14 protein-coding genes are annotated in these 12,544 nt (G+C 67.5%); 6 read left to right on the top strand and 8 right to left on the bottom strand.

The window, feature by feature from the left end:
- Positions 1-153: 153 nt before the first annotated feature.
- Entirely contained in the window at positions 154-363 is a 210-nt protein-coding gene (locus AC1DX5_RS09780; RefSeq protein WP_465170704.1) for a hypothetical protein, read from the top strand.
- A 37-nt stretch (positions 364-400) separates the two neighbouring features.
- Here AC1DX5_RS09780 and AC1DX5_RS09775 read toward each other — a convergent pair whose 3' ends face one another.
- Genes AC1DX5_RS09775 through AC1DX5_RS09765 form a run of 3 tightly spaced genes read right to left on the bottom strand, consistent with a single transcriptional unit; the run spans position 401 to position 2,345 of the window.
- On the bottom strand, positions 401-1,324 hold the full coding sequence (locus AC1DX5_RS09775; protein ID WP_478015134.1) for an alpha/beta hydrolase family protein: 924 nt from the start codon (positions 1,322-1,324) through the stop codon (positions 401-403).
- Between the two features lie 40 nt (positions 1,325-1,364).
- A complete protein-coding gene (locus AC1DX5_RS09770) occupies positions 1,365-1,808 on the bottom strand; it encodes an EF-hand domain-containing protein (protein WP_478015132.1) in 444 nt (147 codons plus the stop codon).
- A 54-nt stretch (positions 1,809-1,862) separates the two neighbouring features.
- Positions 1,863-2,345: a hypothetical protein gene (locus AC1DX5_RS09765; protein WP_478015130.1), complete on the bottom strand. Its 483-nt coding sequence runs from the start codon at positions 2,343-2,345 to the stop codon at positions 1,863-1,865.
- Positions 2,346-2,503: 158 nt separating this feature from the next.
- Between AC1DX5_RS09765 and AC1DX5_RS09760 the strand changes: the two genes are divergently transcribed.
- Together AC1DX5_RS09760 and AC1DX5_RS09755 are read left to right on the top strand one after the other, a co-directional pair.
- Positions 2,504-3,220: a response regulator gene (locus AC1DX5_RS09760; protein WP_465173994.1), complete on the top strand. Its 717-nt coding sequence runs from the start codon at positions 2,504-2,506 to the stop codon at positions 3,218-3,220.
- Positions 3,217-4,554: an ATP-binding protein gene (locus tag AC1DX5_RS09755; RefSeq protein ID WP_478015129.1), complete on the top strand. Its 1,338-nt coding sequence runs from the start codon at positions 3,217-3,219 to the stop codon at positions 4,552-4,554. Before AC1DX5_RS09760 ends, AC1DX5_RS09755 begins: the two co-directional genes overlap by 4 nt.
- Before the next feature lie 229 nt (positions 4,555-4,783).
- Here AC1DX5_RS09755 and AC1DX5_RS09750 read toward each other — a convergent pair whose 3' ends face one another.
- On the bottom strand, positions 4,784-5,239 hold the full coding sequence (locus AC1DX5_RS09750) for a hypothetical protein (RefSeq protein ID WP_478015127.1): 456 nt from the start codon (positions 5,237-5,239) through the stop codon (positions 4,784-4,786).
- A gap of 149 nt (positions 5,240-5,388) precedes the next feature.
- Here AC1DX5_RS09750 and AC1DX5_RS09745 point away from each other — a divergent pair, with 149 nt between their 5' ends.
- Together AC1DX5_RS09745 and AC1DX5_RS09740 are read left to right on the top strand one after the other, a co-directional pair.
- The gene (locus tag AC1DX5_RS09745; RefSeq protein ID WP_465174868.1) at positions 5,389-6,477 is read left to right on the top strand and encodes a sensor histidine kinase; all 1,089 of its coding nucleotides are present in this window, start codon (positions 5,389-5,391) and stop codon (positions 6,475-6,477) included.
- A 4-nt stretch (positions 6,478-6,481) separates the two neighbouring features.
- A complete protein-coding gene (locus AC1DX5_RS09740; RefSeq protein WP_465174867.1) occupies positions 6,482-7,279 on the top strand; it encodes a LytR/AlgR family response regulator transcription factor in 798 nt (265 codons plus the stop codon).
- A 157-nt stretch (positions 7,280-7,436) separates the two neighbouring features.
- Here AC1DX5_RS09740 and AC1DX5_RS09735 read toward each other — a convergent pair whose 3' ends face one another.
- From AC1DX5_RS09735 to AC1DX5_RS09720, 4 genes are all read right to left on the bottom strand, one after another.
- On the bottom strand, positions 7,437-7,988 hold the full coding sequence (locus tag AC1DX5_RS09735; RefSeq protein WP_478015125.1) for a hypothetical protein: 552 nt from the start codon (positions 7,986-7,988) through the stop codon (positions 7,437-7,439).
- Positions 7,989-8,111: 123 nt separating this feature from the next.
- The gene (locus tag AC1DX5_RS09730) at positions 8,112-9,476 is read right to left on the bottom strand and encodes an MFS transporter (protein WP_478015223.1); all 1,365 of its coding nucleotides are present in this window, start codon (positions 9,474-9,476) and stop codon (positions 8,112-8,114) included.
- A 2-nt stretch (positions 9,477-9,478) separates the two neighbouring features.
- Positions 9,479-10,669, bottom strand: coding sequence for a mandelate racemase/muconate lactonizing enzyme family protein (locus AC1DX5_RS09725; RefSeq protein ID WP_465170694.1), 1,191 nt, complete (start codon positions 10,667-10,669; stop codon positions 9,479-9,481).
- Positions 10,670-10,741: 72 nt separating this feature from the next.
- On the bottom strand, positions 10,742-11,677 hold the full coding sequence (locus AC1DX5_RS09720; protein WP_478015123.1) for a dihydrodipicolinate synthase family protein: 936 nt from the start codon (positions 11,675-11,677) through the stop codon (positions 10,742-10,744).
- Between the two features lie 125 nt (positions 11,678-11,802).
- Here AC1DX5_RS09720 and AC1DX5_RS09715 point away from each other — a divergent pair, with 125 nt between their 5' ends.
- Positions 11,803-12,519, top strand: coding sequence for a FadR/GntR family transcriptional regulator (locus AC1DX5_RS09715; RefSeq protein WP_465170692.1), 717 nt, complete (start codon positions 11,803-11,805; stop codon positions 12,517-12,519).
- The last annotated feature ends 25 nt before the right edge of the window (positions 12,520-12,544 follow it).

Here is a 12,544-nt window from a genome sequence, read left to right as displayed (position 1 = left end):
TCCTTCGGGGAGCGCCAAATCGCAAATCGGCGGCGCTGGCTTCCCGCTTGTGAAAGCGGCGTCGTCGCGACCCAGCGACCGATCGGCCATCTCATGACCATTCGATCGCCCGAAAACCGGTCCTTGTTCGCGGCCCATTTCTGAGGAGTATCTATGTCCAGAATCCCCGTTCGCCCCTTCCTCGTCGCCAAGGACGAGGACGGCGTATTCCGCGTCACCGTGCGGACCACGCGCTATAATTCGCAAGGCTATCCGCTCGTGTCGGCCGAGCTGCTCGAGGACACCTTCCGTACGCAGACCGCCGCGCGCGCCTTTGTGCGGGAAACCTACAAGGCCGAGACGGGCGACATCGCCAGCAAATAGGCCGGGCTGACCGGCTGTCGCAGGGCAGCCGCCAGGTTCAGCGTTTTTCGAAGCGATCCGGCGGCGGGAGAGTCGCGCCCAGCCGATCCAGCTCGGCCTTCGCCGACATGTCGCCACGCAGGGTCCAGCGCCAGAACAAGGTGGTCGCCCGTGCCACCACCTCGCGCACATGCGGCACCGGGCTACTGTCGGGCAGCGGGATATTGTCCTGCCCGCTGAACATGCGGTGGTTAGCGCCTTCCATCACCAGCAGATATTTGCCGCCCGGTGCCATGGCACGGAACGGGCGTTCGCGGTCCTTCGGCGTGACCGTGTTGAGCCAGGCGACCTGGTCCTTCGTGCCCGTGATCGAGAAGAAGGGCATGCTGATGCCGCCGAACGCGCTCGTATCGCGCGCGGCGACGGGCGGCTGCGGACTGAATGCGATCGCTGCCGTCACCCGGCCGTCGCCGAAATTCATGCCGGCCACCGGATAATGCTGCCCCGCGATCGACAATGTCGTCTGCGCGCCGAAGCTGTGGCCCGACATGCCGATGCGATGAAGGTCGAGCCTTGTCAGGTCGCACGCGCCCTCGCGCCTGTGTTTCGCCAATGCGTCGATCGCGAAATGCACGTCGTCCGCCCGCGCGCGAAGCTGCTCGATCGACATGGCGGCGCGAAGGCCGCCACTGCCGATGATGCCGCTGTCGCTGCCCGCATGCTGCAGGTGGATCACCGCGTCGCCATCGCGCACCCAGGCCTCGGCCCAGAGCGTCCCGGCGTCGAGCGAGCCACCCAATCCATGGCTGAACAGGATGACGGGCACCTTGCCGGTGCCGGCGGGCATGCGGATGCGCACCGGCACGATACGGTTGCGCGCGGCATCCCGCCATTGCGCCTCGCAGACCGCGCCGCTTGGCTGCGGCGACGGGGCGGCCGCGATCGAGGTCGCCGCGATGGCGGCAAGGAACAGGCTTTTCATAATGTCTCCACGGCGCCCGGTGGGGAAAGCCCGAGCGGCATCAGCCTTTCCGCTGCGCCTTCAGCGTCTCCAGAAGCTGTTTTGCCGCGGCGAGCTCGGCCTGGTCGACCTTGTCGTCATTGTTCGCGTCGGCGCGGTCGAACATCAGGGTCGGGGCGCCGGCGAATTCCTCGCGGCTCACCCGGCCGTCGCCATTCTTGTCCATCTGCGCGATCAGCGCGTTCAGGCGCTCGCCCGCCTGGGGGCGAAGCTTGAGCAGCCGGCCGAAATCGTCGCGCGCGACGGCGCCGTCGCCATTGCGGTCCATCTTCGCGAAGCGGGCGCTGCGCGCGGCGAGGAATTCGGCGCGGGTGATGACGCCGTCGCCATTGGCATCGGCATTGGCGAACGGGTCCATCGCATCGCCCGCGCCGAACATCTGCGCGCCGGCGGGCGCGGTGATGGTGGTGGCAAGCAGGGCGGCAATCAGGAATGTCTTGGTCATCTCGGGCCCTTCGGAAAAGCGGCGGCCGCGCCGGAGGGGGCGGCCGCCGGGGTGTCAGGGGCGGGGGACGGTGCCGCTGACGGTGCGGGTGTTGCCGTTGAGGCGAGTCACGGTGCTGCTGTAGCTCGCCGTGCCGTCGCCATTGGTGGTCGCGCTGGTCGAGCGGCCGGCGGTGCGGCCGTCGCCGGTCGTGGTGGTGCGGCCGCCGCTATAGCCGCCATTGCCCCAGCTCGCGTCGCGCGAAGTATCGTAGCCGCGGCCGTTATTGGCGTGGACGCTGCGGTCGCTCGAATAATGGCCGGGGCCGTATTCCCGGCTGCGCGATGCCTCATAGCCGCGGCCGCTATTGGTCTGCAGGCCGCGATGGACCGAAGCCGCGCCGCGCTGGCGGTTGACCGAGCGGGTCTGGACCAGGCCACGCCCATGCGCGCCCTGGATGCTGAGGACATGCCCGCGCGAACGGGCCTCGGCGGGCGTCGCCGATGCCGTGCCCAGGGCGGCGGCGAGGGCGGCGAAACCCAGCATATGCTTGTACATGATGACTCCTTGCACTGGCGGCGATCCGGCCGCCGCGCCCCGGCTTATGCAGCCATAGCGTAAGCGGTTGGCGTCGATCAGGTGTCACTTGGTTACAGAGTGTAACAGCCGGGCCGCCCCTCTTTCGCGCGGGCGTGGGGCAGGGCAATCTGGCGACGATGGAAAATAGCTGCATTGCCGTGGTCGAGGACGACCGGGAGATTCGCTCGATGGTGGTCGATCTGCTCGCGCGTGAGGGATTCCGCGCGATCGGCTGCCGTACGGCCGCCGAGTTCGACCAGCTGCATGAACGCCAGCGCGTCGATCTCGCGGTGCTCGACGTGATGCTGCCCGGCGAGGACGGCTTCTCGCTGTGCCGTCGCTTGCGCGCGGCGGGCGACGTCTCGATCGTGATGGTCACCGCGCGCGGCGACGATATCGACCGGATCGTCGGGCTGGAGATCGGTGCCGACGATTATCTGCCCAAGCCGTTCAACCCGCGCGAACTGGTCGCGCGCGTTCGCGCCGTGCTGCGCCGGACGCGCGAGCAGCACCGGGTGACGGCGGCCCTGCCGGTCGAGCGCTACCGCTTCGCCGGCTGGGCGATCGATGCCGGCGCGCGGTGCGTAACCTGTCCGGAGGGCGAGGAGGTCGATCTGACCGCGGGCGAGTTCGACCTGCTGCTGTGCTTCGTCACGCACCCTCAGCGTGTACTCAACCGAGATCAGCTGCTCGACTGGACCCGCGGCCGCAACGCCGCCGCGTTCGACCGCGCGGTCGACGTCCAGCTCAGCCGGTTGCGGCGCAAGCTCGCCGACCGCCCGAGCGGGGCTGCGCTGATCAAGACGGTGCGCGGCGGCGGCTATCAGTTCACGGTCGGCGTGGAACGGGCATGACGATCGCATCGAACCTCTCGCTGCGCATCACCGCGATCCTGCTCGCAGGCTTCGTCGCGCTGCAATTGCTGATCGTCGCGGCGACCAGCCTGCCGACGCGCGGCGACGATCGGCGGCCCTATAATCTGCCGCTTCCTGCTGAAGCCCGCGCGATGGCCGATGCGCTCGATCGCGCGCCGGCCGGCCAGCGCCAGGCATTGCTCGATGCCTTTAACGGCGGCCTCTACACCGTGGCGCTCGCGCCCGACCTGCCCGCTATCACCGCCACGCCCACCCCCGATCTGGAACTGCTGTCGCTCTATTATGCTCGTGCGCTGCCCCGGCGGGATATCGCGGTTAACGACCGGCATTCCGGGTTCGGCCGGCTGATCGGAACGCATCCGCGCCCCGCGCGCTTCTTCGCGCCCGTTACCGTGGCGATCGGGTTGCACGAAGGCGGCGCGATGGTGCTGACCAGCCGGCCCTCGCCCTCGATGCGCGGCTATTTCCGCTCGCGCTCCTGGCTGGGCGCGATCGGCGGGTTGATCGTGCTGGCCGCGCTGGCGCTTGCGGTGCGCCAGACGACCCGGCCGCTGGTTCGCCTGTCGCGCGAGGTTCGGCGGTTCGGCACAAGCCTCGATGCGCCCGACCTGCCCGTCGCGGGTCCGCGCGAAGTGCGCGACCTGTCGTCGTCGTTCAACGAGATGAAGGGACGCATCCGCGACCTGATGGGGGAGCGGACCAGGGTGCTCGCGGCCATCGCCCATGACATGCGCACCTATCTGACGCGGCTTCGCCTGCGCGCCGAATTCATCGACGATCCGCGCCACCGCGACGGCGCGGTGCGCGACCTGGACGAGATGTCGGCGCTGCTCGACGATACCCTGTTCCTGGCACGCGGCGAGGCGGAAGCGGTGCCGCCGATCGAGATCGATCTCCACGCGGCGGCAGCCGCGCTCGTCGCGGTGCGGCGCGATCTGGGCGAGGCGGTGACGATCGAGCCGGCCGGGCCGATCCGGGTGCGCGCGACGCCGCTGTCGCTGCGACGCATCCTCGGCAATCTGATCGACAACGGCCTGCGCTACGGCACCGCCGTCACGGTGCGCTTTGCGACCGGAGCGGGGACGATCGACCTGATCGTCGAGGATGACGGGCCGGGCGTACCGCCCGAGGTGCTCGCGCGGCTGGGTGAGCCGTTCAACCGGATCGACACCTCGCGCAATCGCGAGACCGGCGGTGCGGGGCTTGGCCTCGCGATCGTCCGCGCGCTGGCGGGTCGCGACGGAGCCGACGTGATCTTCGCCAACCGCGCCGAGGGCGGGTTGCGGGTGACCGTGCGCTATCCGGCGGCCTAGGCCAGCGCTTCCCGATGGTCCATCGTGTCCGGCGTCCATTTCTGCAGGATTGCACAGGGCGGGCGCTTGTCCTCCTTCGCGCGCGGGGCTGCCGGCGCCGGGCGACGTGCGTCCGGCTGCGCCGACGCGAGTCGCGTCATCGGATGAGTGCAAGGCCTGGCCAGCGCGGGCTCGGACGCACAGCTGGCGATCAGGGCAAGGGCGAGAGCGTATCGCATGGCGCCATTATTCACACTCCGGCCGACCAGTCCATAACCTCGGTCGCGCCGATCCATAGCGAGCGCGATCCCCGGGCGTCACGCTCGACATGCAGGCGCAGGCCCCAGCCGCGGATCGTCTCGATCGGGTTGCTCGCGCCCATCGCGGCGAACTTGCGGCGGATGCGGAACACCAGCACTTCGCAGGTGTCGGGCCGCGCATTGCTCTCCGCGAGCAGGCCGCGCAGGTCGGACCAGGGCGCGCGCTCGCGCTTGATCAGCCGGGCCATGATCGCGGCTTCGAGCGGGGAGAGCGGCACGCGGCTGCCGTTCCAGCAGATTTCGAGCGGATCGAACGTCGCGGTCAGCGCACCCCGCTTGATCAGCGGACGGCGTCCTTCCGCACCTATCATCGGCGGCGCGACCGGTGCGCGCGATACGATGTCGGAACGGGGTGCGGTGCCGTGCATGCGGTGTATGATAGCCATGCAACACGGCGTCTCACCCGGGATGCCGCGAACAGCGCCGAGGCCCCGACGAACGGCATAAATGGTGCGAACGGCACGCTGAGGCCGACCAACGTCACGGTGGCGCTGTTTACCCGTCAAGGTGTCGCTCGCTACGATGGCGGATGCACGTGAAGATCGAAAACCTGCCGGAAGAGACTGACAGCATCCGGGCGATCCGTCGCACGATGACCTGGTTCATCCTGCTGTTCTGGACGACTCAATTCTCCATGCTGACGCTGATGCGGCGGCTCAACATGGGCGAAGAGGAGAAGCTGTCCTATCTGCTGCCACGCTTCTGCGTGACGGTGGTGGCGATCGGCCTGTCCTTCCTGATCGCGCAGCAATTGCGGCGGCTGGCGAGCCGATCGATGCGGGTCAAGCTGAGCGCGGCGGCGGCGATGGCGGTCGTGGGCTGCATCATCCATGGCGCCGCGAACCTCACGATCTTCGAATTGCTCGTGCCCGAATCGAACATGGAGTCCTTTTCGGTCGGGCTCTACCTCGCGGCATTGCTGCAATGGTTCTGGTCCTATGCGGCACTCTGCGCGCTGCTGCTCGCCGTCACGTCGAGCCTGGAACTGAGCGATCGCGAACGGCGCATCGCGCATCTGCAGCGCGTCGCGCATGCGGCGCAGCTCCGCGCGCTGCGCTATCAGCTCAACCCGCATTTCATGTTCAACACGCTCAATTCGATCGCCGCGCTGATCTCGCGGCGCGAGGCGGAGCGCGCCGAGGCGATGGTCGAGAATCTCGCCGACTTCCTGCGCGCGGGCCTGTCGCTCGATCCGCATGAGGACATCCCGCTCGCAAAGGAGATCGAGCTCCAGTCGCTTTATCTGTCGATCGAGGAACTGCGCTTCCCCGACCGGCTGAAGGTCGAGATCGACGTGCCCGAGCAGGTCCGCGCGGCGCTGGTACCGAGCCTGGTCACTCAGCCCCTGGTCGAGAATGTCGTGCGCCATGCGGTCGCGACCAGCCTCGAGCCGATCCTGTTGTCGATCGTCGCGCGGCATGAGGGCGAGAGGCTGCGCATCACCGTGCGCAACAGCGCGCCGATCGGCGGCGCGCCGGTCAGCAAGGGCACTGGCGTTGGCCTCGCCAATATCGCTGACCGGCTGCGCGCGCGCTTCGGGCAGGACTGCCTGTTCCTGGCCGAGCGGCAGGGCGATGGCGGCTTCCTCGTGGTGATCGAACTTCCCTGGTCGACGATGGGCTGAGGCGATGATCAGACTTCTTCTGTGCGATGACGAATTGCTCGCGATCCAGCGCTTGCAGGACCTGCTAGGCCGGATCGACGGGATCGAGGTGGTCGGCACCGCCGCCAACGGTACCGCCGCGCTGGCCGAGATCGCGGCGCTCGCCCCCGATGCGGTGCTGCTCGATGTCGAAATGCCCGCGCTCGACGGGTTCGACGTGGTCGAGGAACTGGCGCGCGCCGGCGAATCCGCGCCGTTGATCGTGTTCGTCACCGCCTATCCGCATTTCGCGGCGACCGCGTTCGAGACGGGGGCGATCGATTTCCTGACCAAGCCGATCCGGCTCGGGCGGTTGCAGATCGCGATCGACCGCATCCGCCGGTCGATCGAGGACCGCAGTGCCCGCGCGCGCCTCACCGAATTGGCCGGCCAGCTCGACGCGCTGCGCCGCGAACGGACCGGCGGCGACATCGCCGAAGCCCGCCATATCTGGGTTCAGCGGCGCGGCGAGACGGTGCGGGTCGATCTCGACCGGGTCGACTGGGTCGCTGCGGAGGGCGAATATGTGCGGCTCCATGTCGGCGACGCCAATTACCTGCACCGGGAGTCGCTGACCGCGTTACTCGAGCAACTCGATCCGCAACGCTTCACCCGCATCCACCGCTCCTACATCGTCAACCGGGACCGCATCGCCTCGGTCAAAAGGATGGCGACGGGGAGCTACCAGCTCGGCACGGACGCAGGAAACAAGCTGCCGGTCGGGCGCAGCTATCGCCGCGTCGTGCGCGACATGATCGCCAATGGCCGGATTCCGTCGGATTGACCTTCTACAGCCTCCCTAAATCCTTCCCCGGCGAAGGCCGGGGCCCAGTCGGGGGACGATTCTGATTGGCGTTGCGCTCTGTTACTTCAACCTTTCCGACTGGACCCCGGCCTGCGCCGGGGAAGGAAGAAGGGGCGGCCTTAAGAAGGGGCGGCCCTCAATCAGCCCCCATATCGCCGCGCAGCAAATGGTTCAGCATGGAATCGAGCCACGCGATCCGTGCCCGGATCGATCGCACCGCATTGTCGTGGACGAATGCCTTGAACGGCACCGAGACGCCTTGCTCATAGCGTTCGAGCCGCTCGATCTGCGCGGCGAGCTGGTCCTTCGCGCCCAGGATCCAGTCGATCCGCTCTGCCTCGCCGAGCAGGCCGAAGGACTGGACCTTGGTGCGCAGCGGATCCTCGAGCAGCAAATGGCTCGGCCGGATCTCCTTGACCCAGGCGCGCACTGCTTCTTCGCCCGCGGGCGTGCAGCTCAGCTGCTCGGTCCCCCGCGCATCGCCTTCGACGACCTGCTTGTCGAGCAGCCCGCGCTCCGCCAGTCGCCGGATCAGCGGGTAGATCTTGCCCTTGCTGGTGTTGAAGTTGCTGACCGGCGATCCGTCATAGATTTTGGAGACGAGATAAGCCGTGACCGGCTGAATCCGCAGCACCAGCGCAAGGAAGGTGCCCTCATGATCGGTAAGGCTGAGGTCGCGATCAACCAACGGCATTCCCCATGCTGTGAACGGGGCTTAGCAGGTGCGCGACGCCGCCAGCAAGACGCTGGCCGATCCGCGCTTGCCGCGGTGCCGGTGATCGGGTTCAGCCGCGGCATGGGGATGCCTGACCTACCGGGCGGTGCGCTCGCTGGCGGCGGGCGCGTCCAGCACATAGCGCTCGATCCGCCCGACGATCAGCCAATAGGCCGCGACGGCCGCCAGGACGTGGAAGCCCACATAGAGCAGCGCCCCGTCATAGGATCCGGTGCGTGCGACGATCATGCCGATCGCGATCGGCGTGATGATGCCGCCGATGCTGCCTGCCGCGTTGAACAGGGCGCCCGTCACGCCGATCGCCGCCGCGGGCGCGGTGTCAGCGATCACCGTCCAGCCGAGCGCACCGAAGCCTTTGCCGAAAAAGGCGGCGCACATGATGACGACGACGACCATGTTCGCGTCGGTGTAGTTGCACAGGATGATCGTCGCACTGAGGCAGAGGCCGATCGTGATCGGCACCTTGCGTGCGATGGTCAGCGATCCGGTGCGCCTGAGCAGCGCATCCGAGAAGAATCCGGCGGAGACGCCGCCGATACAGCCGCAGATCGCCGGCAGCGCCGCGACGAATCCGGCCTGCAGCATGCTGAAATGCCGGGCCTCGACCAGATAGCTCGGGAACCAGGAGATGAAGAAGGTGGACAGCGACGCGATGCAATATTGCGCGAAGAAGATGCCGACCAGCATACGGTTGGAAAGGATTCGCAGCACTGTCGTGCCCGCGCCCGGCTCGGGGCTCGCCCCGGCGCGGGGCGCAATGTCGCCCAGCTGAGTCAGCGCCCCGCGCGCGGTGATATCGTCAAGTTCGCCCGGGGTCAGCCGCCGGTCGCGGCGGGGCGAGTTATATTGCCCGATCCACACCAGAGCGAGCGCGATGCCGATCGCGCCCATCACCGAGAAGATGTGTTCCCAGCCGAAATAATGGAACAGAAAGCCCATCAACGGGGTGAAGACCGCGAGCGAGAGATATTGGGCCGAGTTGAAGATGGCGCCGGCAACGCCGCGTTCGTCCGGCGGGAACCAGGCGGCAATGACGCGCGCACAGGCCGGCGTTACCGGCGATTCCAATACGCCCAATAGAATGCGTAGCGCATAGATGGCGAGGATCGGCGCCGCGAAATAGCCGACGCCGGTGGTGAGCAGGGTGGCGATCGACCAGCCCAGCACGGCGACGAAGATGGTGATCCGCGCGCCGATCCGGTCGACGAGATAGCCCGCCGGCACCTGGGCGAGGAAATAGCTCCAGGAGAAAGCGGAAAAAAGCCAGCCCATCTCGACCGGGCCGATGCCGAGATCGCGCGAGATGCCCGGTGCCGCGACCGACAGGGTCGCCCGGTCGCCCGTGCTGACCGCAAGCACTGCGGTGATCAGCGCAAGGACGAGGAAGCGGCGCCCGGGCCTGCGGGAGGAGGGGGCTGCACCGCCGGATACGCCGTTCATACTCACGCGAACGCGATCGAGCCGTCCGGGCGCTTCGGCAGCTTGCGCTCCCACCGGACATAATTGTCCGTGGCGAGATGCGCCTCGTCGATCTCGACGCCCCAGCCCGGCCGGTCGGGGCGCAGGTCGAGGTAACCGTCGCGCGGCAGATAGGGATCGCGGACATAATGCGCGTCGCCGACCGCTTCGCCCTTCATCCCCTCGCGTCCGCCGGGCAGGACGTCCGGGTTGGGCAAGCGATATTCCAGGATCTTGAAGTTCTGCTGCGCCGCGCAGAAATGCACGTTCACCGCGGTCGCGAGCGGTCCCATCGGATTATGCGGCGCGACCGTGACATAATGCGCCTCGGCAATGGCGGCGATCTTGCGCATCTCCAGCAGCCCGCCGACCACGCAGATATCCGGCTGGATGATGTCGCACCCGCCGACTTGCAGCAGGCGCAGGAATTCGTATCGGCTGTAGAGCGATTCACCGGTGGCAAGCACGCAGGTGAGGCTGCGGTTCAGTTCCCCCCATTTCTCGACATTCTCCGGACGGATCGGCTCCTCGAAGAACAAGGGATCATAGGGCGCGAGCGCATTGCCGAGCTGGGCGGCCAGGCGCGGCTCGAAGATCTTGGCATGCGCGTCGAACGCGATGTCGATATCGGGCGCGGCATGCTCGCGCAGCGACCGGAAATAGTCCGCGCTGGTGCGCACCACTTCGCCCCAGCGATTGGCATGGATATCGATCCGGTAGGGGCTGAGCTTGAAGGCCGTGAAGCCCCAATCCTCGCGCAGCATCGCCATCGTGTCGGCCGCCGCCTGCGGATCCGGGGCAGTGTAGATGCCCGAATAGGTGCGGACTCGGTCGCGCGCATTGCCGCCGAGCAGCATATAGACCGGCACGCCGAGCGCCTTCGCGGAAATGTCCCACAGGCAATGATCGATCGCGGAAATCGCGGCGAGGCCGAGCGCACCCGGCGGGAAGCGCGCCTGCTGCATCAGCAGCTGCATCAGATATTCGATGCGGCGCGGATCCTGCCCGGCGATGAACTCGGCGAGATAGTCGAGGATCGGCGGTAAGGCGCGGTCCGGCCCATGATTATAGCATTCGCCCCAGCCGGTGATGCCGGCATCGGTATCGATCGCGACGATCACGCGCGGCCGTCCGCCATCACGGGTCATGAAGGCACGGAGGCGATCTATTCTCATCGGGTCGTCCTCGTCCTTGGTTGCGCCTGCGTCACGGACATCTGCCGTCACGGCGGCGATTGTTTGCCGGCGTCAGCTTTCGGCCAGCGCCGCAGCGTTATCGGCGGCCACGTCCCGCAGCAAATCCGCAAGGACCTGCCGGGCATGATCGGACAGCGGCCAGGCTGCGGGCGGACGCGGCGGGCCGCAATCATTGCCGAGCAGCTGGAGCGCCGCCTTGACCACCGAAACGTTCGCGCCGTTGCGCTCTTCGGAGCGCAGCGCCTCGAACGGGGCGATGCTCTCGACCAGGGATCGCGCGCCGGCATAGTCGCCCTTTTCCAGCAGCCGGCTGATCGCGACCGAACGCTCCGGCCACACATTGATCAGGCCCGAGGTGAAACCGCGTGCGCCGACCGCGTAGAAGATCGGCGCCCAGGTCTCGGCCAGGCCGCCACTCCATACGAGCGACGGATCGTTCGCCCTGATCGCCTCGGCCAGGCGCAGCGGCGTGGGGCTGGCCCATTTGACGCCGACAACGTTCGGAATGGCGCAGAGATCGCTGATGGCGTCCATGCCGATACCGTCATCACGCAGGTATAGAAGGACGGGCAGGCCCTGTCCGGTCTCGGCGATGCGCGCGACATAGTCGACGATTCCGCGCGGCGCGGCGAAGGGATCGGGCGGCTGGTGCACCATCAGGCCGGCGGCGCCCGCCGCGCGCGACGCGCGCGTCAGTGCCAGCGCATCGCCGATGCTGCGGCCGATACCGGCGATCAGGGGGACACGGTCAGCGACGAGCTCGGCACCGGCATGCACCATCGCCTCCGCCTCGGCGGTGGTCAGCGCGTAGAATTCGCCGGTATTGCCGTTGGAGACCAGCACATCGACGCCGGCGCCGATCGCGCGGTCGATCACCGGGGCGAGGCGGGCGGGTGCGAGCCGGTCGTCGGCATCGAACGGGGTCGTGAGAATGCCCGAGACGCCACGCAGGGCGCTCCTCAGCCGATCATCCGGCTTGCTCGCCATTCACCCGTCTCCCCGTCGCGTTTTGTGCTGCTACCTTGTCATTTATATTTACATGTTAAGAGCGATGTCAACCGTACGCGATCATGCTAGCCTTTGGCGCAGGGATGTTCCCGGAGAAGGCCGATTTGACCAACCTGATTGCGATACCGGAAAAAAAGGAGCGCCTGGGCGACCGGCTCTACGGGCAGATCCTCGAACAGATCGTCTCGGGAACATTGCGGCCGGGCGACAAGCTTCCTTCCGAAAACCAGCTCTGTGGTCTGTTCAACGTATCCCGGCCGGTCGTGCGCCAGGCGCTGGTCCGGCTCCAGGCGGACGGCCTGGTGATCACGCGCAAGGGCCTTGGCACGGTCGTGCAGAATGCCCCGCCGGAAGGGCTGACGCGGTTTTCCCAGCCGAGCGATGTCGCGCACATGCTGCGGTGCCTCGAGCTGCGCCTGGCGCTGGAGGGCCAGGCGGCGGCATGGGCCGCGACGCGCCACACCGCGGCGGAGCTGCGCCGGCTCGGCCGGGCGATGGAGGCCTTTGAAGACCAGATGCGCATCGGCGGCGTCACCGCGTCGGCCGATTTCGCCTTTCATCAGGCGGTCGCGGCGGCCAGCGGCAATATGTTGTTCGAACAGGTGTTGCAGTCGCTCGATGACGCGATTCGCCGCGGCATGGTGATCGCGCTCGGCCTGACGAAGGAGCGCAGCCCCGAACGGGCGCAGCGGGTGATGGACGAACATCGCGCGATCTACGATGCGATCGCCCGGCGCGACGGGCAGGGGGCGGAACTGGCGATGCGCTATCATCTCGATCGCGTACGCCAGCGCGTGACCGACGGAAGGCGCGACCAATAATCGGCTATTGACGTTCGTCACCTGT

It is taken from the genome of Sphingomonas sp. P2_B6 (genome assembly GCF_056404755.1).
Note: the sequence above shows the minus strand (reverse complement) of the source record. Positions and strands in the feature narration are given on the sequence as shown.

Excerpts from the sequence above, each read along its gene's own strand:
- AC1DX5_RS09720 (WP_478015123.1), bottom strand. The coding sequence starts at position 11,677 with ATGGCGAGCAAGCCGGATGATCGGCTGAGGAGCGCCCTGCGTGGCGTC.
- AC1DX5_RS09725 (WP_465170694.1), bottom strand. The coding sequence starts at position 10,669 with ATGAGAATAGATCGCCTCCGTGCCTTCATGACCCGTGATGGCGGACGG.
- AC1DX5_RS09760 (WP_465173994.1), top strand. The coding sequence starts at position 2,504 with ATGGAAAATAGCTGCATTGCCGTGGTCGAGGACGACCGGGAGATTCGC.
- AC1DX5_RS09780 (WP_465170704.1), top strand. The coding sequence starts at position 154 with ATGTCCAGAATCCCCGTTCGCCCCTTCCTCGTCGCCAAGGACGAGGAC.
- AC1DX5_RS09750 (WP_478015127.1), bottom strand. The coding sequence starts at position 5,239 with ATGGCTATCATACACCGCATGCACGGCACCGCACCCCGTTCCGACATC.
- AC1DX5_RS09765 (WP_478015130.1), bottom strand. The coding sequence starts at position 2,345 with ATGTACAAGCATATGCTGGGTTTCGCCGCCCTCGCCGCCGCCCTGGGC.
- AC1DX5_RS09770 (WP_478015132.1), bottom strand. The coding sequence starts at position 1,808 with ATGACCAAGACATTCCTGATTGCCGCCCTGCTTGCCACCACCATCACC.
- AC1DX5_RS09775 (WP_478015134.1), bottom strand. The coding sequence starts at position 1,324 with ATGAAAAGCCTGTTCCTTGCCGCCATCGCGGCGACCTCGATCGCGGCC.
- AC1DX5_RS09755 (WP_478015129.1), top strand. The coding sequence starts at position 3,217 with ATGACGATCGCATCGAACCTCTCGCTGCGCATCACCGCGATCCTGCTC.
- AC1DX5_RS09730 (WP_478015223.1), bottom strand. The coding sequence starts at position 9,476 with ATGAACGGCGTATCCGGCGGTGCAGCCCCCTCCTCCCGCAGGCCCGGG.
- AC1DX5_RS09740 (WP_465174867.1), top strand. The coding sequence starts at position 6,482 with ATGATCAGACTTCTTCTGTGCGATGACGAATTGCTCGCGATCCAGCGC.